Raw genomic sequence first — 17876 nt, 5'->3', positions numbered from 1 at the left:
CGACGACCTCAACCCGAAGTCCACCCTGCGCGAGCGGGGGTCTGCCGTTGCCCAACTTTCACAATGGGCATCCTCGGCCGTCCACCCCGCGCGAGCGGGGGTCTGCCGGTGGTGGTGGGGAAGGTCATGGGGCTCAGCGCGTCCACCCCGCGCGAGCGGGGGTCTGCCAGCTGCCGCGGAGGGCTTCGATCATCTGCACGAGTCCACCCCGTGCGAGCGGGGGTCTGCCGCAGTTTCAGTCGTCATGTCGGCCACACTCCCAGTCCACCCCGCGCGAGCGGGGGTCTGCCGCTCATCGCCCGGGGCGTGATCGGCGGTTGCCCATCCACCCCGCGCGAGCGGGGGTCTGCCGGCCGGTCACGGGGTCGAACTCACCCGCCTTGTGTCCACCCCGTGCGAGCGGGGGTCTGCCGGGGAACGCGATCTTGTCTCCGATGCCGGAGAAGTCCACCTCGCGCGAGCGGGTGTCTGCCAGTGCTGGGGCCGAGGGCACGGTGCCGGCTGTGTCAGGTGTTACGGGAGGGCTTTCCGGGTGTGGCGTTCCGGGGTGTGCCGTTCCGCTGGGGTGCCGGTGGTGAGGTCCTGGGTGCCGAGTACGGACAGCAGGTTCAGTTGGTGGGCGCCCGGGGTGCCGGGTGGGGCGGTGAACCAGAGGAGGCGTTGGCGGCCGTCCTCGCTGAGGAGGTTGGAGCAGTCGAGTTCGATCACGCCGAGGGTCGGGTGGACGATTCGTTTGCGGTCGATGCGGCGCACCGCGACGTCGTGGGTGGCCCAGAGGGTGGTGAACTCTTCGCTGCGGCGGCCCAGTTCGGCGATCATGCGGGCGACTTCGCGGTCGCGGCCGCGCCGGGCGGCCACCGCCCGCAGGTCGGCGACGAACACCCGGGAGTGCCGGGGGTGGTCCTCGGGCGGGTAGAGCGCGCGGGCCTGCGGGTCGGTGAACCAGCGGTACACGAAGCTGGCCGTCGGGCCGCGCCGGGCAGGGGAGGGGCCGAGCAGGGAGCGGGCCAGGTCGTTCTCCACCAGGGTCTCGTGCAGGTCGGTGATGACCCGGGCGGGCGTGTCGGAGAGCCGGTCGAGGAGACCGAGCAGCGCGGGTTGGACGTGGGTCGACGGCCCGTGCGCGGACGGGGGGAGCGGACGTTCGGCGAGCCGGAACAGGTGGTCGCGTTCGTCGCCGTCCAGCCGCAGCGCCCGGGCCAGTGCGGCCAGGGTCTGGGCCGAGGGCTGCACCCCGTTCTTCGTGCTGCCGCGCTCGAGTTCCGTGTAGTAGTCGACCGACAGGCCGGCCAGGTGGGCGACCTCCTCGCGGCGCAGCCCCGGGACGCGGCGGCGCGGCCCCGGCGGCAGGCCGACCTCGGTCGGGCGGATGCGGTCGCGGCGGGTCCTCAGGAAGGCGCCCAGTTCGGGAAGGTCCACCCCTCCATGGTCGCCCGCCCGGCCGGGCGCAACCAGGGGGTGGCGACCCCCGGGTGGACGCAGCCCTGGTTGCGCCCGCCGGACCGGCCGAAGCTGGAGGGGACAGCAGGGCGGCGGCAGCACCGCGGCCCGACCCGCACCGAACGCCAGGAGCCCGCCGTGTCCCTCTCCTCTCCCACCACCGCCCCGTCCCGGGTCGCGATCGTCACCGGCGGCTCGCGCGGCATCGGCCGCCGCACCGTCACCCGGCTGGCCGCCGACGGGTACGCCGTCGTGGTCGGGTACGCCGGGAACCGGGACGCCGCCGAGGACGCCGTCCGGGAGGCCGTCGCCGCCGGGGGCCGGGCGGTCGCGGTGCGCGCCGACGTCGCCGACGAGCACCAGGTCGCGGCGCTGTTCGACACGGCCGAGGACGCGTTCGGCGGCGTCGACGCCGTCGTGCACGCCGCCGGGCGGATGCACCTGGCCCCGGTCGCCGAACTCGACCTGGCCGTCCTGGACGAACTGCACCGCACCAACGTCCGCGGCACCTTCGCCGTCGTCCAGCAGGCGGCCCGCCGGGTCCGCCCCGGCGGCGCGATCGTCACCTTCTCCAGCTCCGTGCTGGGGCTGGCCTTCCCCGGCTACGGCGCGTACGCGGCCGGCAAGGGCGCGGTCGAGGCGCTGACCCCGATCCTGGCCCGCGAGCTGCGCGGCCGGGACGTCACCGCCAACACCGTCGCGCCCGGCCCCACCGCCACCGACCTCTTCCTCGACGGCAAGGACGAGGAGACCGTCGCCCGCCTCGCCGCCCAGCCGCCGCTGGAACGCCTCGGCACCCCCGCCGACATCGCCGAGGTCGTCGCCTTCCTCGCCTCCCCGGCCGGCCACTGGATCAACGGCCAGGTCGTCCGCGCCAACGGCGGGATCGTCTGACCCGCCGTCCCCTCCCGTCCCCATCCACCGACCGACCGACCGACCGAACAGGAACGACCCGCCATGCCTTTCGCCAACTTCAAGGTCCTTCAGGGCACTCTCACCCCCGAGCAGAAGGAGCAGATCGTCACCCGCACCACCGACCTGTACGCCGAGATCTACGGCGAACGGGCCCGCGCCACCACCATGGTCCTGGTCGAGGAGGTCCCCGACGGCGGCTGGGGCATCTCCGGCCGGGTCCTGACCCTCGCCGACCTCGGCGCGGCCACCGAAACGGACGCCTGACCGGACCCGCGGCGCGGGGGAGGCCACGCCACCGGTACCCCGACCGCCTGCGGGGCGCGCGGCACGCCTCAGTAGCGGATGGCCACCGGCCGCCCCTCGCCGTCCCGTTCGGGCACCTCGGGGAGCCAGCACGCCCGGGCATCGAGGATCTTCGGCTTCAGCGCCCACATCTGTTGGCTGACCCGGTTGCCCGTTCGGGCCGGTGGCCGAGCCGTGGGGCGCGGCCACCGGTGGGGTGGGGGTCAGTGGCCGCGGGCGATCCAGGCGGGGAGGGCGGGGGATTCGGTGGCGATGGTGGTGGAGTCGCCGTGGCCGGTGTGGACGACGGTCTCGGGCGGGAGGGTGAGGAGGCGGTCGCGGATCGAGTCGATGATGGTGGGGAAGGAGGAGAAGGAGCGGCCGGTGGCGCCCGGGCCGCCGGCGAAGAGGGTGTCGCCGGTGAAGACGGCGCCGAGGTCGGGGGCGTGCAGGCTGACCGCGCCCGGGCTGTGGCCCGGGGTGTGCAGGACGGTCAGGGTGGTTCCGGCGACGGTGAGTTGCCGGCCGTCGGTGAGCGGGGCGTCCGGCTGGCGGTCCGGGTGGGTCTGCCGCCAGAGCACCTCGTCGGCGGGGTGGAGCAGGATCGGGGCGCCCGTCAGGTCGGCGAGGGCCGGGGCCGCGTCGACGTGGTCGTTGTGGGCGTGGGTGGAGACGATGGCGAGCAGGCGGCGGCCGCCCAGGGCGGCGGCGATCGCGTCGGCGTCGTGCGCCGCGTCGATGACCAGGGCCTCCTCGTCGTCGCCGACGATCCAGACGTTGTTGTCGACCTCCCACGTCCCCCCGTCGAGGCTGAACTCGCCGGAGGTGACCAGGTGTTCGATCCGGGCCGCCATCAGAACACCACCACCGAGCGCAGCACCTCGCCGCGCTGCATCCGGGCGAACGCCTCCTCGACGCCGTCCAGCGGGATCGTCTCGCTGACGAACGCGTCCAGGTCGAGCCGCCCCTGCAGGTACAGGTCGATCAGCATCGGGAAGTCCCGGTCCGGCAGGCAGTCGCCGTACCAGGAGGACTTCAGCGCGCCGCCGCGCCCGAACACGTCCAGCAGCGGCAGTTCCAGCGTCATCTCCGGCGTCGGGACGCCGACCAGCACCACCGTGCCCGCCAGGTCGCGGGCGTAGAACGCCTGCTTGTACGTCTCGGGCCGGCCGACGGCCTCGATCACCACGTCCGCGCCGTGACCGCCCGTCAGTTCGCGGATCGCCTCCACCGGGTCGACCGAGCGGGAGTCGACGGTGTGGGTGGCGCCCAGCCGCAGCGCCGTCTCCAGCTTGCGGGCGTCGACGTCCACCGCGATGATCCGGGCCGCGCCCGCCAGCCGGGCGCCCACCACGGCCGCGTTGCCGACGCCGCCGCACCCGATCACGGCGACGCTGTCGCCCCGGCCGACCTGGCCGGTGTTGATCGCCGCGCCCAGGCCGGCCATCACGCCGCAGCCCAGCAGGCCGGCCGCGGCCGGGGAGGCCGCCGGGTCGACCTTGGTGCACTGGCCCGCCGCGACCAGGGTCTTCTCGGCGAACGCGCCGATGCCGAGGGCGGGGGAGAGCGGGGTGCCGTCCTCCAGCGTCATCTTCTGCGTCGCGTTGTGGGTGGCGAAGCAGTACCACGGGCGGCCGCGCCGACAGGCCCGGCAAGTACCGCACACCGCACGCCAGTTGAGGATGACGAAGTCGCCGGGCGCGACCTCGTCGACGCCCTCGCCGACCGCCTCGACGACGCCCGCCGCCTCGTGCCCGAGCAGGAACGGGAACTCGTCGTTGATGCCGCCCTCCCGGTAGTGCAGGTCGGTGTGGCACACCCCGCACGCCTGCACCCGCACCACGGCCTCGCCCGGCCCCGGGTCCGGCACGAGGATCGGCACCACCTCCACCGGTGCGTCCTTCGCACGCGCGATCACACCCCGGACCAGCTGAGCCATCCCGAAACCCCTCTCCGCACACGGCGCGGACGCGCCTGCGCACGAGCGTATGCCGAACGGGGGTGCAGGACGGGGCATTCGCCCCGGCGGGTCAGGTGGGGAGGGGAGGAGAAGGGGTGGGCGGGGGAGTGCGGCGCGGACGCTGCCTGCGGAGCGGCACTTGCCGAACGGGGCCGTAGGGGAGGGACGTTCGCCCCGGCGGGTCAGGTGGGGAGGGAGAAGGGAGAGGGGTGTTCGCCCCGGCGGGTCAGGTGGGGAGGGGCGGGCTCAGGGTTGTGGGGGGACGGTGGGGGTGGTGAGGGTGAAGGGGGCGGTGTCGAAGCGGTGGCCGTTGACCTGGAGTTGGAGGGCGTGTTCGCCGGGGTGGTAGGTGCGGGTGGTGAGGGGGCGGAAGGAGTGGTGGCGGGTGAGGTCGGTGGTGGCGTCGGGGGCGAGGGTGCGGCGGGTGAGTTTGAAGACCTTGGGGGTGGTGCGGCCGTTGGCCTTGCGGTGGTGGACGACGTAGTCGATGACCAGTGAGACGGGGGCGGCGGAGACGTTGGTGACCCGGGCGGTGAAGGTGAGCGTGCCGCCGATCGGGACGGTGGAGCGGTCCAGGAGCGGGCCGACCACCTTCAGGTCCTCGCGGTCGCCGTGGAAGCCGACCAGGGCGAGGGCCGCGGGGTCGCCGTCCTTGATCAGGGTGCGCATCGCGTGCCGGACCACGGAGGCGGTGGCGGCGTCCGGGTCGGCGGCCCAGCGGGCGGCCGTCGCGGTGGCGAGGGCCGGGTCGAGCCGGGAAAGGTCGTTGAGGTGGTTGGCGACCGAGCGGCGGACGACCTCGTCGGGGTCGTGGCGGAGCGCGTCCAGGATCGGGACGGTCACCCCGGGGGCCGCGGTGAGGGCCGGGACCTGGCGGGCCCAGGGGAGCCGGGGGCGGGTGCCCTCGCTGGCGAGGCGGCGGACGGCCGGGTCGGGGGAGGCGGACCAGGCGCGGGCGGCGGCGAGGGTGCGGTCCAGGTCGGCGTCCAGGAAGGCGCGGAGCGCGAACTCGGCGGTCAGCCGGGGCGTCAGGGCGGCCAGCAGGTCCAGGCCGTCGGCGAAGTCGCCGCCGGGGGCGGTCGCGGCGGCCGCCACCGCCTCGGTGACCGGCCAGACCATCCAGCCCGTCAGTTCCGGCCGCCCGAGCAGGGCCCGTACCGCGTCCGCGAGTTCGTCCCAGCCGCCGCCCGCGTCCGCGACCAGCGCGCCGCCGACCGTCCGGGCCCGCTCGCCGGGGCCGAGGCCGGCCAGGGCGGTGGCGGCCCCGGCGACCGTCCGCCAGTCGGACCGGCGGGGCGCGGACTCCCGCAGCAGGCCCGCCAGTTCGCGGACGGTCTCGGCGCTGATCAGCTCGTCGGCGGTGGGCACGGCCGCTCCAGGGTGGGTTCCGGTGGTACGTCCGAACCTACCCCGGTGGCACGGCCGGCGGGCCCCGCCGCGCTACCGCGGCCCGGGCCGGTCCGGTGCGGCGGCGCGCGGGACGGACAGCAGGGCCCGGCCGCGGGCCCGGGTGAGCAGTTCGTCCAGCAGCGGTTCGGCGAGCAGCGAGACGGGCGCCAGGTGGTTGTGGTCGACCGGGCGCCAGAGCGGAAGGGCCGTCAGAAGCTCGGCCCAGGCGGCCTCGGCGAGCGCGTCGGGGAAGCCGGGGTCGGCGCGCAGCGGGACCGGGTGGGACACCGGGTGGGAGGCCGGGCGCGGCGCGGGCGCGGCCTGCAGGTGCCGGACGGGCGGGGCGGCGGGGCGGTCGCGCAGCGCGCAGCGGGCGCCGGGCGGGAGCGGTTCGCCGGGCGGCGGGACGGACAGCACCGACCGCCCGGCCGACGGGGGCGACGGGTGGTGCTGTCCGTCCCGGTACGCGGCCAGGCGGTCGACCACGGCGTGCACGGCGGCGTCGAACGCGGGCGGGCCGAAGCACAGCCGGAAGCCGGGTTCGGCGGAGCGGACGGTGTGCCGGGCGATCAGCTCCCGGACCGGCGGCGGGGCGCACTGGGCGATCCGGGGCAGCGGGCGCAGGGCGCCGGGGCGGGCCTCGCGATCGTGCCGGGCCAGCAGCGGCAGCAGTTCCCGGGCGAACAGCGGGCCGGCCAGCAGCACGTCCCAGTCCCGGATGTTCCAGAACGGGCCGGGCACCCGGTGCCGCCAGTCGCCGAGCAGCAGGTCCAGTTGCAGGCGGAGCAGGCCCGCGCGGGGGCGGCCGAACGCGTCGGCCTGTTCGAACAGGCGCAGCGCCGGGTCGACGTGCCCGGCGAGGGCGGCCCGGCGGCCGCGCTCCACCTCGCGGTCCCAGTGGTCCCGGGTGGGGCCGGGCGGGCGGCGCACCGCGTGGAAGGTCCGCCACTGGGCGCGCATCAACTCGCCGAAGGAGCCGAACCGTTCGGGCCCGGAGCCGGACCAGGAGGCCAGCCAGTGGGCGGCCCACTCGCCGTCCGGGGCGACGTCCTGCGGGTCGAGCACCACGACGGCGGCGTCGCCGGACAGCGAGACCCGTAACGAGCGGGCGAGCATCCGGGCCTCGACCGCCGAGCCGCCGTCGGTCGTCCCGTCGGTCGTCCCGCCGGTCGTCCCGTCGGTCGTTCCGAGGCTCGTCCCGTCGGCCGCTCCCTCGACCATTCCGTCGAGCACCCCGTCAACCACCTCGTCGAGCACCCCGTCAGCCACCCCGTCGAGCAGCCCGCCGAGCAGTCCGGCGGCCGTCCCGTCGGCGGCCTGCTCCCGGGCGGTGATCCAGCCGCGGTCCGGGGTGTCGCGCAGCCAGTCGAGCCCGGCCGGGCCCGCCAGCCGGTAGATGGAGGCCCCGGCGTCCCGCCAGCCGTCCGTGACCAGCAGGAACTCGCGGAGCGAGGGCGGCAGCCGGTGGCCCAGCCGGGCCTCGGCCGCCGTGATCGCGGCCTCGCTCGCGGGCGCGAAGCCGAGCCAGCCCTCCCGGACCACCGCCGGGTCGAGCGGGTCCTGCCGTTCGGGGTCGTGTGCGGCGATCCACTCCGCGCTCCACAGCTCCAGGAACGCCCGCCACTCCACCCGGTCCATGCCCCACCCCGTCCGTCCGCACCCCCGGCCGCCCCCGCGGCCGAGGAGCCCACCCCATCACACCGAGCTGACACGCCGTCAGGGATTCGGCGGGTATCGGGGACGGATCAGGGTCGGCCCCGGGGGGTCGGGGGCGGACGCGGGGCCGGGGGCGGAGGTGGGGGCGCGCGGCGCGGCGGGCGTGCGCCGTTCGGGGTGCGGTCGTGGAGTGGTCGGGCGGCCTCGGTGAAGGTTCTGCGGGGACGTGCAGATTCCCGCTCCGACCGGGTAGCCGGGTGCTGCCCGCACTGTCACCCGGAAGGAAGGCCGCCACGGATGACCGTCGCCACCTGCTGGTCCACCACCGTCACGCTGCCCCGCAGCCCGTACCCGAGGCAGCAGGTCGAAGCGGCGCTGCACTTCGACTCGGCGTTGCCGTACGCGGTGCGCCTGGCCTTCCCCGCGGTCGGCCGGATCGGGGCCACCGAGTGGTACTTCGGCCGGGACCTGCTCAACGAGGGCCGCCACGCTCCCGCCGGGGACGGCGACGTGACGGTGGCCCCGGGCGGGGCGGGCGACGTGCTCGTCACCCTGCGCGGGGCCACGGGGGACGCCGTGATCAGCGTCCCGGCCGGGATCGTCACCGGCTTCCTGCTCGACAGCTACGCCCTCGTCCCGGCGGGCCGGGAACACGCCCACCTGGACCTGGACGGCCTGCTGGCCCGGCTGCGGGGCTGACGGACCGGTCGGTCCGTCAGCCCGTCGGTCCCGCAGCCGGGCCGGCCGGGGTCAGGAGGTCGGCATCAGCACGGTGTCGACGATGTAGACGGTGGCGTTCGCGGTCTGCACGTTGCCGCACAGCACCTTCGAGTTGCCGTTGACGGTGAAGTCCTGCCCGGAGCCGGTGACGGTCAGGTTGCTCCCTTCCAGGGTCTTGTGGCTGCCGGCCAGCGCGGTCGGGGCCAGCCGCTCCGGCGTGACGTGGTAGGTCAGCACCTTGGTGAGCTTGGCCTTGTCGGCGAGCAGCGCGTCCAGGTCGGCCTTCGGGACCTTGGCGAAGGCGTCGTTGGTGGGCGCGAAGACGGTGATGTTCTGCGCCGAGTTCAGGGTGTCGACCAGCCCGGCCTGCTTGACGGCGGTGACCAGGGTGGACAGCAGCGGGTTGTTGGAGGCGGCGGTGGCCACCGGGTCCTGCGCCATCCCGCTGAACGAGCCCGCCCCGTCCTTGGGGACGGCGGCGCAGGCCGCGCCGAACGGCTGGTCACCGGTGGCGCTGCCGGAGGCCATGGCGGCGGAACTGCTGCCGCCCGCCATCGGGGCGGACGCCGAACTCGAAGCGGCGGAACCGGAGTTGTCGGAGCCGCTGCTGCTGCAGGCGCCCAGGGTCAGCGCCAGCGCGCCGGCGGCGAACAGGGCGGTCAGGGTCTGGCGGCGGGTGGAAACGGACATGGTGGAGGTACTCCTCGGTACTCGAAAGGGTGAAAGGGGAGAACGGATTGACGAGAAGTCAGGTGACGGTGACGACGGTGCTGTGCCAGCCCGTCGCGCCCGCCGGGAACGGCGCGGCCCGCTGTTCGGGCTGCACCGCGCCGGTCGCGTCGGTGGCCCGGACCTCGATCCGGTGGGTGCCGGGGGACGCGCCGCTCCACCGGTAGGACCACTGGCGCCACAGGTCGGGCCCGGCGTCGGCGGCCAGCTGGGCCTGCTGCCAGGGCCCGTCGTCGAACCGCAGCTCGACGGCGGCGACGCCCCGGTGGGTGGCCCAGGCGGTGCCCGCGACGTCCACCTCCCCGGCCGGGACCTTGGCGAACGGGGCGGGCACCTCGATCCGGGAGGCGGTGCGGACGGTGCCGGTGCGGTCCCAGCCGCGCCGTACCCAGTACGGGTCGAAGGCGGCGAAGGTGGTCACCTCCAGGTCCACCAGCCACTTGGTGGCGGAGGTGTACCCGTAGAAGCCCGGCACCACCGTCCGGCACGGGAAGCCGTGCGCGACCGGCAGCACCTCGCCGTCCATGGCGACCGCGAGCAGCGCCCGGCGCCCGTCCAGGACGGACTCCAGGGGCGTGCCGATGGTCATGCCGTCCTTGGACCGGCCGACCAGCTGGTCCGCCCCGGCCCGCACCCCGGCCCGCCGCAGCAGCGCCGGGAGCGAGGCCCCCAGCCAGCGGGTGGTGCCGACGTACGGGCCGCCGACCTCGTTGGAGACGCAGGACAGGGTGTGGTCCAGCTCCTCCAGCGGTTCGCGCAGCAGCTCGTCGAAGGTGATCAGCTGCGGGCGGTCGACCAGTCCGTGCACGCGCAGCGCCCAGTCGCGGGGGTCGATCCGCGGCAGGGACAGCGCGGTGTCCACCCGGTAGAAGCCGGCGTTCGGGGTGCGGAACGGGGACAGTCCCGGCACCTGCGGGTGGACGGCGGCGGGCAGCGGCGCGAGCGGGACGGCCGGCGCGGGCAGCCGGACCGCCTCCCGGGCGGCGGACACGTCGAACCGGCGGTTCGTCAGGGCCCGCCCGCCGACGCCCGCGACGGCGCCCGCCGCGAGCGTCCCCACCACCAGCACGGCCCGGCGTGACACCGCCGGGCCGGCGGCGGACGGCGCCGCCGGGGACGGGGCCGCGGCGGGACGCGACAGGAGCAGCAGGACGACCGCCCCGACCGCGCCCGCCAGCAGCGCGGGCAGGCCGTCCGCCCGGGCCGCCGTCGGGCGGGACCAGGCGGCGACCGCGCCCAGCACCCCGAACGCGCCGAACACGGCCGCGCCGGCCCGGGGGAACCGGGACGCCAGCACCCCGGCGGCGGCGGCCAGCAGGGCCGTCGTCAGGCCGATCCCGCCCAGCAGCACCGCCTTGTCCCGGGTGCCGAAGGTGCGGACCGCGTACTCCTTGAGCGGCGTCGGCGTCAGGTCGATCGCCGCCGACCCCACCGCGAGCAGCGGCGAGCTGCCCGGCCCGACCAGGGCGGCGAGCAGTTCGCCCGCGCCCAGGGCGGCCGCTGCGGCCGCCAGACCGGTCAGGGCCGGGAGGGCCGTGCGCCGGAGTGCTCGCCGCAGCGGTCGGCGGGGACGGTTGTCGTTGCTCACACCCGGCATTCGGGCGTACCGGGGGAGCGGATTGGTCCGGGGGGCGAAGAATTTTCACCGGACCTGACGGGACGTCAGCGGGCGGTGCCGGTCAGGCCGACGGCTCCAGGAACTCCAGCCGGTTGCCCAGCAGGTCGGAGGCGTAGAAGCGGCGCATGCCGGGGAAGTCGCCGTCCCAGGTCACCTCGATGCCGTGCTCCGCCAGGCGCCGCGCGACCGCGTCCAGCCCGCGGATCAGGATGCCCGGGTGGGCCTTCGCGGCCGGGCGGAAGTCCTCCTCCACGCCGAGGTGCACCTCCAGGCCGCCGCCGCGGAACCAGCCGCCGCCGCGGGCCGCCAGCACGGCGGGCTTCGCCAGCTCCTCGAAGCCGAGGACGCCGCCCCAGAACTCCCGGCACTTCTCCTCCCCGCCCGGCGGGAGCGCGAGGTGGACGTGGTGGAGACCGAGGAAGGACTCGGACGGCTCGTACCCCATGGGGAACCCCGTTCGTGCGGCGCGGCACCGGGGCGGTGCGCCGACCCGCGGCGCCGTGCCCCCGGCAGGACGACCGGAGCATGGTCGATCGGGTGTGCGCTGTAAACCGAATTTCGCCGAACTGCGCGGAACCCGCGCCAATCCGGGGCGGGCCCCGGTTCCGAACAAGTGGCGTCGTGTTGTCCAGCTATGCGCGGCCGGGCCGCCCGCGGCCCGCCGTGCCCAGGAGGTCCCCGTGCCAGTCGCCCGCCGCAGCCGTACCGTCCGCGGGACGGTCCCCGGATGAGCAGCGTCGTGCCGCTGGGCCTGCCGCGACGGCCCGGACCGGATCTGAAGGAACTGGTGGCGCGGGTGGTCCGCGGCGACCAGGACGCGTTCTCGGCCCTGTACGACGCGCTCGCCGGGCCGGTGTTCGGGCTGGTGCGCCGGGTCGTCCGGGACGCCGCCCAGTCGGAGGAGGTGGCACAGGAGGTGCTGGTGGAGATCTGGCGCACCGCGGCGAGGTACCAGCCGGAGCGCGGGGAGGTGATGTCCTGGGTGCTGACCGTCGCGCACCGGCGGGCCGTCGACCGGGTCCGGTCCGCGCAGGCCGCCGCCGACCGCGACCGGCGGGCCGCCGAGTCCGCGTACACCGCGGCCTACGACGAGGTCGCCGAGCAGGTCGAGGGCCGGCTGGAGCGCGAGCAGGTCCGGCGCTGCCTGAAGACCCTGACCGAACTGCAGCGCGAATCGCTGACCCTCGCCTACTACCGGGGCTACAGCTACCCCGAGGTCGCCCAGGTGCTCGGCGCGCCCCTCGGCACCGTCAAGACCCGGATGCGCGACGGTCTGATCCGGATGCGCGACTGCCTGGGGGTGGGCGCGTGAACACCGCCGACCGGCCCGGCCGGACCGACCCGCACACGCTGACCGGCGCGTACGCCGTGCACGCCCTCGACCCCGCGGAGAACGATGCCTTCGAACAGCACCTGGCCCACTGCCCGTCCTGCGCCCACGAGGTCGCGGAATTCGCCGCCACCCTGGCCCGGCTCGGGGCGGCCGAGGCCGTCCCGCCCCCGCCGGAGCTGAAGCGGCGCGTCCTCGCCGCGCTGCCCGCCGTCCGGCAGGAGGCCCCGGCGGTGCCCCGCCCCGCCACCCGCCGGGTCGGCCGACTCGCCCGCAACGCACCGAAGTTCGCCCTCGCGGCCTGCCTGGCGCTGGCCGCCGGCGCGGGCGCGGTCGCCGTCCGGGAGCACCGGGAGGCCGACCGGGCCCGGGACCGGGTCGTCGCGCTCCAGCAGCAGCGGGACGCCGTCGCCGCGCTGCTCACCGCGCCCGACGCCCGCACCGCCACGGTGCGCGCCGACGGCGGCACCGGCACCGTGGTCTGGTCCGCCGACCGCGGCCGGGCCGGCTTCCTCGCCGCCGGACTCCCCGCACCGGGCCCCGGCCGCACCTACCAGCTCTGGTTCGACGACGCCGGCACCATGCGCCCCGCCGGCCTGCTCCCCGCCGGTGACGGCACCCTGCTGCTCACCGGCCCGCTGAACGCCGCCACCGGCATCGGCCTCACCCTCGAACCCGCCGGCGGCTCCGCCCACCCCAGCGGTCAGCCCGTGCTCCTGCTCCCCTTCACCTGACGCACCGTCAGGTGAGGCCGGTGAACGGGTCCTCGGGGAGGTGGACGGGGGCGCCGAGGGCCCGTTCGTAGGCCGGCCGGGGGAAGGCGAACGGCCCGAGGGCGAGGTCGCCCCAGGCCGGGCGGTGCGGCTGGCGGAAGGAGGACCAGACGACGGACCCGGCGTCGGCCGTGATCCGGGTGAGCAGCGGCCAGCACTGCCACAGGCCGCAGTCGCACCCCAGGACCGCGGTCCGGCCCGCCGGGCCGGCGGCTCCGCCGAGGAAGTGCGCCACCGGGTCGCCCAGGTCGGCCTCCGCCAGTCCGGCGTACTGCCGGAACAGGAACTCCTCGATCTCCGCCGGTTCCTCGGGGCGCTGCTCCTCCTCCCACAGCGGCCGCACCGCGTCGGCGGCGCGGACCCGCAGGTCCGCCCCGTCGATCCGGGCGCCCCACAGCCGGTCGGGCCCGTAGGTGAAGAACTCGATCTGCGCCACGGGCCGCATTCTCGCCCACCCGGCCCCGACGGACCTCCGCCGGGGCCGGGGCGTCAGTGGCGGTGCGGTGTCAGCGGCGGCGCGGCGGCAGCGGGAAGAACCCGCTGGTGCGGGCGGTGTACTCGGCCCAGCCGGGCCGGTCGGGGGAGAGGTGGCGCTCCAGCATCGGCTTGCCGCTGCCGAAGGCCAGCAGCCAGGTCATCAGGAGCGGGGACGGGAGGAAGGCCCAGCCGAGCGGGGTGTGGGCCGCGAACAGGAACAGGCCCCACCAGACGCAGGCGTCGCCGAAGTAGTTGGGGTGCCGGGTCCAGCCCCACAGGCCCCGGTCCATCACCTGCCCGCGGTGCGCCGGATCGGCCTTGAAGCGGGCGAGCTGGGCGTCGCCGACGGCCTCGAAGAACAGGCCGACGGCCCACAGCGCGGTGCCCGCCCAGGCGAGTGGCCCGAGCGGGTCGGGCAGGTACTGGGCGGCCTGCACGGGCAGCGACACCACCCAGACCAGGGCGGCCTGCAGCAGGTACACGATCCGGAACGCGTACCGGGTGCGGGCCGGCCCGGCCGGGGCGCGGGAGAGCATCCGGGCGTAGCGGGCGTCCTCGGGCAGGCCGCGGGCCCGCCACCACAGGTGGACGGCCAGCCGCACCCCCCAGACCACCACCAGCGCGGTCACCAGGGCGCGCCGCCCGCCGTCGCCGTCACCGGCGGACAGCAGGTAGCCGGTGACGGCGACGGCGGCGAAGGCCAGGCCCCAGGCGACGTCCACGCCCCGGTGGCGGCCGGTGCGGACGCCGACGGCGAAGGCGAGCAGCATCACCGCGAGCGCGACCCCGGCGGTGACGGCCAGGTTCAGTCCGAAGGCGGCGCCGTTCACCGCGCGCCGTCCCGGGTCAGCAGGACCTGGTGGACGTTCAGGTAGCCGGTCCGGAAGCCCGCCTCCGAGTACGCCAGGTACAGCTCCCACATCCGGCGGAACACCTCGTCGAAGCCGAGCGCCGCGACCTGCTCGTCCCGCGCGGTGAACCGCTCCCGCCACAGCCGCAGGGTCTGCGCGTAGTGCGGCCCGTACGCGTCGGCGGTGGCGACCCGCAGCCGGGTGTGCCGGGCGGTGGTGTCGGCGATCGCCCGCAGCGAGGGGATCTGCCCGCCCGGGAAGACGTACTTGAGGATCCAGGTGTAGGTGTCGCGGGAGGCCAGCATCCGCTCGTGCGGCATGGTGATCGCCTGCAGGGCGACCCGCCCGCCGGGGGCCAGCAGCCGGTCCAGCGCGGCGAAGTACACCGGCCAGAACGGGCGGCCGACCGCCTCGATCATCTCCACGCTGACGATCGCGTCGAACTCGCCGCGCACCGCCCGGTAGTCGCTGAGCCGGACCTCGACCAGGTCGGTCAGCCCGGCGTCGGCGATCCGGCGGCGGGCCAGCGCGGCCTGCTCGGCGGAGAGCGTCACGGTGAGCACCCGGGCGCCGCGGGCGGCGGCCCGGAGCGCGAGTTCGCCCCAGCCGGTGCCGACCTCCAGCAGCCGGGTGCCCGGGCCGACCGCGGCCAGGTCGAGCAGCCGGTCGATCTTGCGGTGCTGGGCCGGGGCCAGCGCCTCCCACGGGGCCGCGCCGGGCGGCCCGTCGAACAGGGCGGAGGAGTAGCTCATCGTCGGGTCGAGGAAGAGCGCGAACAGCTCGTTCGACAGGTCGTAGTGCCGCTGGATGTTCTGCCGGGCGTTGGCCTCGGTGGACAGTTCGGCGGCCGGGGGCCTGGTCACGTACAGGCGGCGCAGCAGTCCCGCGCCGGGCGGCACCAGGGTCTCCGGGCGGTCGGCCAGCGCCGTCAGCAGGCCGGCCAGGTCCGGGCTGTCCCAGTCGCCCGCCTGGTAGGACTCGCCGAAGCCGATCAGGCCGCCCGCGCCGACCCGCCGCAGGAACGCCCGCGGCCGGTGCAGCCGCAGCACCGGCGCCCCGTCCGGGCCCGCGAACAGCGCCCGGCCGCCCGGGAGTTCGACCCGCAGGCCGCGCCGCGCCGCGATCCGGCGCAGCAGCCGTTCGGCCACCGCGGCGCGCAGCGGGGCGTGCGGCACCCGGGCGACGTCCGGCCAGCGGTCCGGGTCGACGGCCGGGGCGGTCGACGGGCGGGCGGTGGTGATGATGCTCATGCGTGGGGTACCTCTTCCACGGTGGGGGCGGGGACGGCGTCGCGGGGGTGGACGGGCAGGCCGCGCAGCCACAGGCGGACGCCCTGGGCGCGGATGTGCAGGCTGACCGCCCAGGTGGCGAACGGGTGCCGCAGCAGCGAGCGGAGCAGCGCGGCGGGCCCGGCCGGGCGGCCGGTGCCGGAGACGGTCGCGGTGAACGCGGGCCCGTCCGGCAGGTCCAGGTGGACGGTCAGGCGCAGCCGCTCGTCCGGCTCCGGGAGCAGCATCCGGTAGTGGCCCTCGACGGGCAGGAACGGCGAGACGTAGAACTCCTTGGCGGCGCCGGTCAGTCCGGTGGCGTCCGGCCGCAGCACGTAGCGGTGCCGGCCGCCGTAGGTGTTGCGGACCTCGGCGACGGTGCACAGCGGCGCGCCGTCGCGGTCGCGGCACCAGTACACCGTCAGCGGGTCGAAGACGTGCCCGAGCGAGCGGGCCTGGGCCAGCATCAGCACCCGGCCGCCGTCCAACTTCATTCCGTGCCCGGCGAGTTCGCGCTCCAGTTCCTGACGGATCGTCAGGCCGGGCGCACCGCCGTGGTCGACGGCCCGGAAGTCGGCCAACCGGCGGAGCGGGCGGGGGAGTTCGGGGAGGTCGTCGAGGTCGACCAGCCAGAGCGGGGTGTGGTGCCGGAACACCCGGCGGGGCGTGCGGCGGACGTGGGTGATCCGGGCCTCGTAGAGCAGCGCGCCCCACGCCCCCGGCAGTGTCCGGGCGCGGGCGGCGGGGCGGGACGGGTCGTTCACGGCGCCACCGCCACCGCCGCGAGCAGGTGCCGGGCCGCGGCCAGGCCCGCCCGGCAGCCGTCCTCGTGGAAGCCCCAGCCGTGGTAGGCGCCCGCGAACGCCGTCCGGGGGCCCGCCAGTTCGGGCAGCCGGCGCTGCGCGGCGACGCTCGCCGCGGTGTACACCGGGTGCTCGTAGACGGTCCGGGAGACCACCAGTTCGGCGGGGACGGGGCGGTGCCGGTCCTCGTTCAGGGTGACCAGGTAGTCCTCGGCGCCGCCCAGGCCGAGCAGCCGGTTCAGGTGGTAGCTGACCCGGACCTTGTCGGAGGCCGCCGCGCAGCCCGGCATCCGGTAGTTCCAGGAGCCGCGGGCCCAGGCCGCGCGCGGCAGCACCGACGGGTCGCGGTGCAGCACCGTCGGGTTGCGGGAGTAGCCGAACGCGCCGAGCACCTGCCGCTCGTCCTCCGTCGGGTCGGCCAGCAGCCGCAGCGCCTGGTCGGCGTGGGTGGCCACCACCACGGCGTCGACCCGGGTGTGCCGCCCGTCCTCGGTGACCACGTCCACGGCGTCCTCGTGCCGGTGGACGGCCCGGACCGGGGCGGCGCGGTGCACGGCGGTGATCCGCTCGGCGATCCGGTCCACGTAGGTGCGCGAGCCGCCGACCACGGTCCGCCAGGTCGGGGAGCCGGTCACCGACAGCATGCCGTGGTTCGACAGGAAGGCGAACAGGTACCGGGCCGGGTAGTCGCCCGCCATGTCCGGGGCGCAGGACCAGACCGCGGCGACCACCGGCGTCATGAAGTGGTGGACGAAGTACCGGGAGAAGCCGTGCCCCGCCAGGAAGTCGCGCAGGCTCGGGTCGCCCTGCCCGGGGTCGGCGAGCAGGCGGCGGGCCAGCCGGTGGAACCGCGGCACCTCGCCCAGCATCCGCAGGTACCGGCCGCGCACCAGGTTGCCCGGCGCGGCCAGCAGCCCCGAGGGCCCCCGGGAGCCCGCGTACTCCAGGCCGCAGCCCTCGCAGCTCACCGACATGCTCATGTCGCTGTCCCGGGTGCGGACGCCGAGCTCGTCGAACAGCCGGGTCAGCTCCGGGTAGGTCCGGGTGTTGTGCACCAGGAAGCCGGTGTCCAGGTCGAGCGCGCGGCCGTCCCCGGCCACCGTCCGCTGGGTGTGCGCGTGGCCGCCCAGCCGGCCGTCCGCCTCGAACAGGTCCACCCGCACCCCGGCCCGGACCAGCTCGTGAGCGGCCGTCAGACCCGCCACCCCCGCCCCGACCACGGCCACCCGCCGCACCGGCCGCCCCGTGCCGCGCCGCGCGGGCGGCACCGCCCCGTCCGTGGAAATCCCGCCGAGCGCCGTCACGTCGTCCCTCTCCGCCGCCTCCGAACCCTTGCTCCCGCGATTCGGAACCGCCCGCTCACCGGATTGGTCCGAACGGGGTGCGGCGGTGGTGGGACGGGGCGCGACCCCCGCGCGGGGCTGCGCGGGCGGCTCCGGGACGATGGGGCGATGAGCGCCGAGACGCACCGCCTGGACCTCCGGATCGCCGTGCCGCCCGCCGACCGCCCGCACGACCCCGTGGAGTGCCGGCCGGTCGTCGACGGGCGCGACCTGCTGGGCCGGGTGCCGTTCGACGCCCGGGCGGCGGAGCCCGAGCAACTCCTCGGCCCGGACGGGCTGTCGTCCCCGGGGAGGAGCCGCGCGAGACCTTCGAAGTCTGCGG

At 76.1% G+C, this 17876-nt stretch carries 18 protein-coding genes and 1 CRISPR repeat array (1 of these 19 running past the window's edge); of the genes, 5 read left to right on the top strand and 13 right to left on the bottom strand.

The genetic code is table 11. The features are described from left to right. Positions 1-474: a CRISPR direct-repeat array (repeat unit 29 nt; unit sequence GTCCACCCCGCGCGAGCGGGGGTCTGCCG) (it extends 1507 nt beyond the left edge of the window). Positions 475-513: 39 nt separating this feature from the next. After that, a complete protein-coding gene (locus tag ACIQBJ_RS02065; protein WP_400701894.1) occupies positions 514-1419 on the bottom strand; it encodes a helix-turn-helix domain-containing protein in 906 nt (301 codons plus the stop codon). 159 nt (positions 1420-1578) lie between these two features. Between ACIQBJ_RS02065 and ACIQBJ_RS02060 the strand changes: the two genes are divergently transcribed. Further along, positions 1579-2334 carry an SDR family oxidoreductase gene (locus tag ACIQBJ_RS02060; protein WP_400701891.1) on the top strand — a complete coding sequence of 252 codons (756 nt, stop codon included), beginning with the start codon at positions 1579-1581 and terminating at the stop codon, positions 2332-2334. 63 nt (positions 2335-2397) lie between these two features. Next, entirely contained in the window at positions 2398-2619 is a 222-nt protein-coding gene (locus ACIQBJ_RS02055) for a 4-oxalocrotonate tautomerase family protein (protein ID WP_400701888.1), read from the top strand. A gap of 242 nt (positions 2620-2861) precedes the next feature. Here the strand turns inward: ACIQBJ_RS02055 and ACIQBJ_RS02050 are convergent, their stop codons facing one another. The 4 genes from ACIQBJ_RS02050 to ACIQBJ_RS02035 all read right to left on the bottom strand — a co-directional run bounded on the left by ACIQBJ_RS02050 (position 2862) and on the right by ACIQBJ_RS02035 (position 7624). Continuing rightward, on the bottom strand, positions 2862-3491 hold the full coding sequence (locus tag ACIQBJ_RS02050; RefSeq protein WP_400701885.1) for an MBL fold metallo-hydrolase: 630 nt from the start codon (positions 3489-3491) through the stop codon (positions 2862-2864). Next, positions 3491-4576 carry an S-(hydroxymethyl)mycothiol dehydrogenase gene (locus tag ACIQBJ_RS02045; RefSeq protein ID WP_400701882.1) on the bottom strand — a complete coding sequence of 362 codons (1086 nt, stop codon included), beginning with the start codon at positions 4574-4576 and terminating at the stop codon, positions 3491-3493. The genes ACIQBJ_RS02050 and ACIQBJ_RS02045 overlap by 1 nt, the downstream gene beginning before the upstream one ends. Positions 4577-4843: 267 nt before the next feature. Continuing rightward, positions 4844-5965: a DNA alkylation repair protein gene (locus ACIQBJ_RS02040; protein WP_400701879.1), complete on the bottom strand. Its 1122-nt coding sequence runs from the start codon at positions 5963-5965 to the stop codon at positions 4844-4846. Positions 5966-6037: 72 nt separating this feature from the next. After that, on the bottom strand, positions 6038-7624 hold the full coding sequence (locus ACIQBJ_RS02035; RefSeq protein WP_400701876.1) for an SMI1/KNR4 family protein: 1587 nt from the start codon (positions 7622-7624) through the stop codon (positions 6038-6040). 315 nt (positions 7625-7939) lie between these two features. Here ACIQBJ_RS02035 and ACIQBJ_RS02030 point away from each other — a divergent pair, with 315 nt between their 5' ends. Continuing rightward, entirely contained in the window at positions 7940-8341 is a 402-nt protein-coding gene (locus ACIQBJ_RS02030; protein ID WP_400701873.1) for an SsgA family sporulation/cell division regulator, read from the top strand. Positions 8342-8392: 51 nt separating this feature from the next. On the opposite strand, the gene ACIQBJ_RS02025 is transcribed toward ACIQBJ_RS02030, so the two are convergent. The 3 genes from ACIQBJ_RS02025 to ACIQBJ_RS02015 all read right to left on the bottom strand — a co-directional run bounded on the left by ACIQBJ_RS02025 (position 8393) and on the right by ACIQBJ_RS02015 (position 11154). After that, on the bottom strand, positions 8393-9052 hold the full coding sequence (locus ACIQBJ_RS02025) for a fasciclin domain-containing protein (protein ID WP_400701870.1): 660 nt from the start codon (positions 9050-9052) through the stop codon (positions 8393-8395). Positions 9053-9110: 58 nt separating this feature from the next. Continuing rightward, a complete protein-coding gene (locus tag ACIQBJ_RS02020; RefSeq protein ID WP_400701867.1) occupies positions 9111-10688 on the bottom strand; it encodes a molybdopterin-dependent oxidoreductase in 1578 nt (525 codons plus the stop codon). Between the two features lie 82 nt (positions 10689-10770). Then, positions 10771-11154, bottom strand: a complete 384-nt coding sequence (locus ACIQBJ_RS02015) for a glyoxalase (RefSeq protein WP_400701863.1) — start codon at positions 11152-11154, stop codon at positions 10771-10773. Positions 11155-11436: 282 nt separating this feature from the next. Here ACIQBJ_RS02015 and sigK point away from each other — a divergent pair, with 282 nt between their 5' ends. Both sigK and ACIQBJ_RS02005 read left to right on the top strand, forming a co-directional pair. Then, the gene (gene sigK / locus ACIQBJ_RS02010; protein WP_400701860.1) at positions 11437-12021 is read left to right on the top strand and encodes an ECF RNA polymerase sigma factor SigK; all 585 of its coding nucleotides are present in this window, start codon (positions 11437-11439) and stop codon (positions 12019-12021) included. Beyond that, positions 12018-12773 carry an anti-sigma factor domain-containing protein gene (locus ACIQBJ_RS02005; protein ID WP_400701857.1) on the top strand — a complete coding sequence of 252 codons (756 nt, stop codon included), beginning with the start codon at positions 12018-12020 and terminating at the stop codon, positions 12771-12773. The genes sigK and ACIQBJ_RS02005 overlap by 4 nt, the downstream gene beginning before the upstream one ends. Before the next feature lie 7 nt (positions 12774-12780). Here the strand turns inward: ACIQBJ_RS02005 and ACIQBJ_RS02000 are convergent, their stop codons facing one another. The 5 genes from ACIQBJ_RS02000 to ACIQBJ_RS01980 form a co-directional block, all read right to left on the bottom strand. Further along, positions 12781-13248, bottom strand: a complete 468-nt coding sequence (locus tag ACIQBJ_RS02000; protein ID WP_400701854.1) for a hypothetical protein — start codon at positions 13246-13248, stop codon at positions 12781-12783. A 70-nt stretch (positions 13249-13318) separates the two neighbouring features. Continuing rightward, the gene (locus ACIQBJ_RS01995) at positions 13319-14059 is read right to left on the bottom strand and encodes a DUF1295 domain-containing protein (RefSeq protein WP_400703456.1); all 741 of its coding nucleotides are present in this window, start codon (positions 14057-14059) and stop codon (positions 13319-13321) included. A 56-nt stretch (positions 14060-14115) separates the two neighbouring features. Beyond that, a complete protein-coding gene (locus ACIQBJ_RS01990) occupies positions 14116-15390 on the bottom strand; it encodes a class I SAM-dependent methyltransferase (protein WP_400701851.1) in 1275 nt (424 codons plus the stop codon). Further along, positions 15387-16133 (bottom strand): DUF1365 domain-containing protein, encoded by a 747-nt coding sequence (locus ACIQBJ_RS01985; RefSeq protein WP_400703454.1) that lies wholly within the window; start codon positions 16131-16133, stop codon positions 15387-15389. Before ACIQBJ_RS01985 ends, ACIQBJ_RS01990 begins: the two co-directional genes overlap by 4 nt. Before the next feature lie 35 nt (positions 16134-16168). After that, on the bottom strand, positions 16169-17437 hold the full coding sequence (locus ACIQBJ_RS01980) for an NAD(P)/FAD-dependent oxidoreductase (RefSeq protein WP_400703451.1): 1269 nt from the start codon (positions 17435-17437) through the stop codon (positions 16169-16171). Positions 17438-17876: the final 439 nt, after the last annotated feature.

The organism is Kitasatospora sp. NPDC088391 (assembly GCF_044753345.1).
Taxonomy (GTDB): Bacteria; Actinomycetota; Actinomycetes; order Streptomycetales; family Streptomycetaceae; genus Kitasatospora.
Note: the sequence above shows the minus strand (reverse complement) of the source record. Positions and strands in the feature narration are given on the sequence as shown.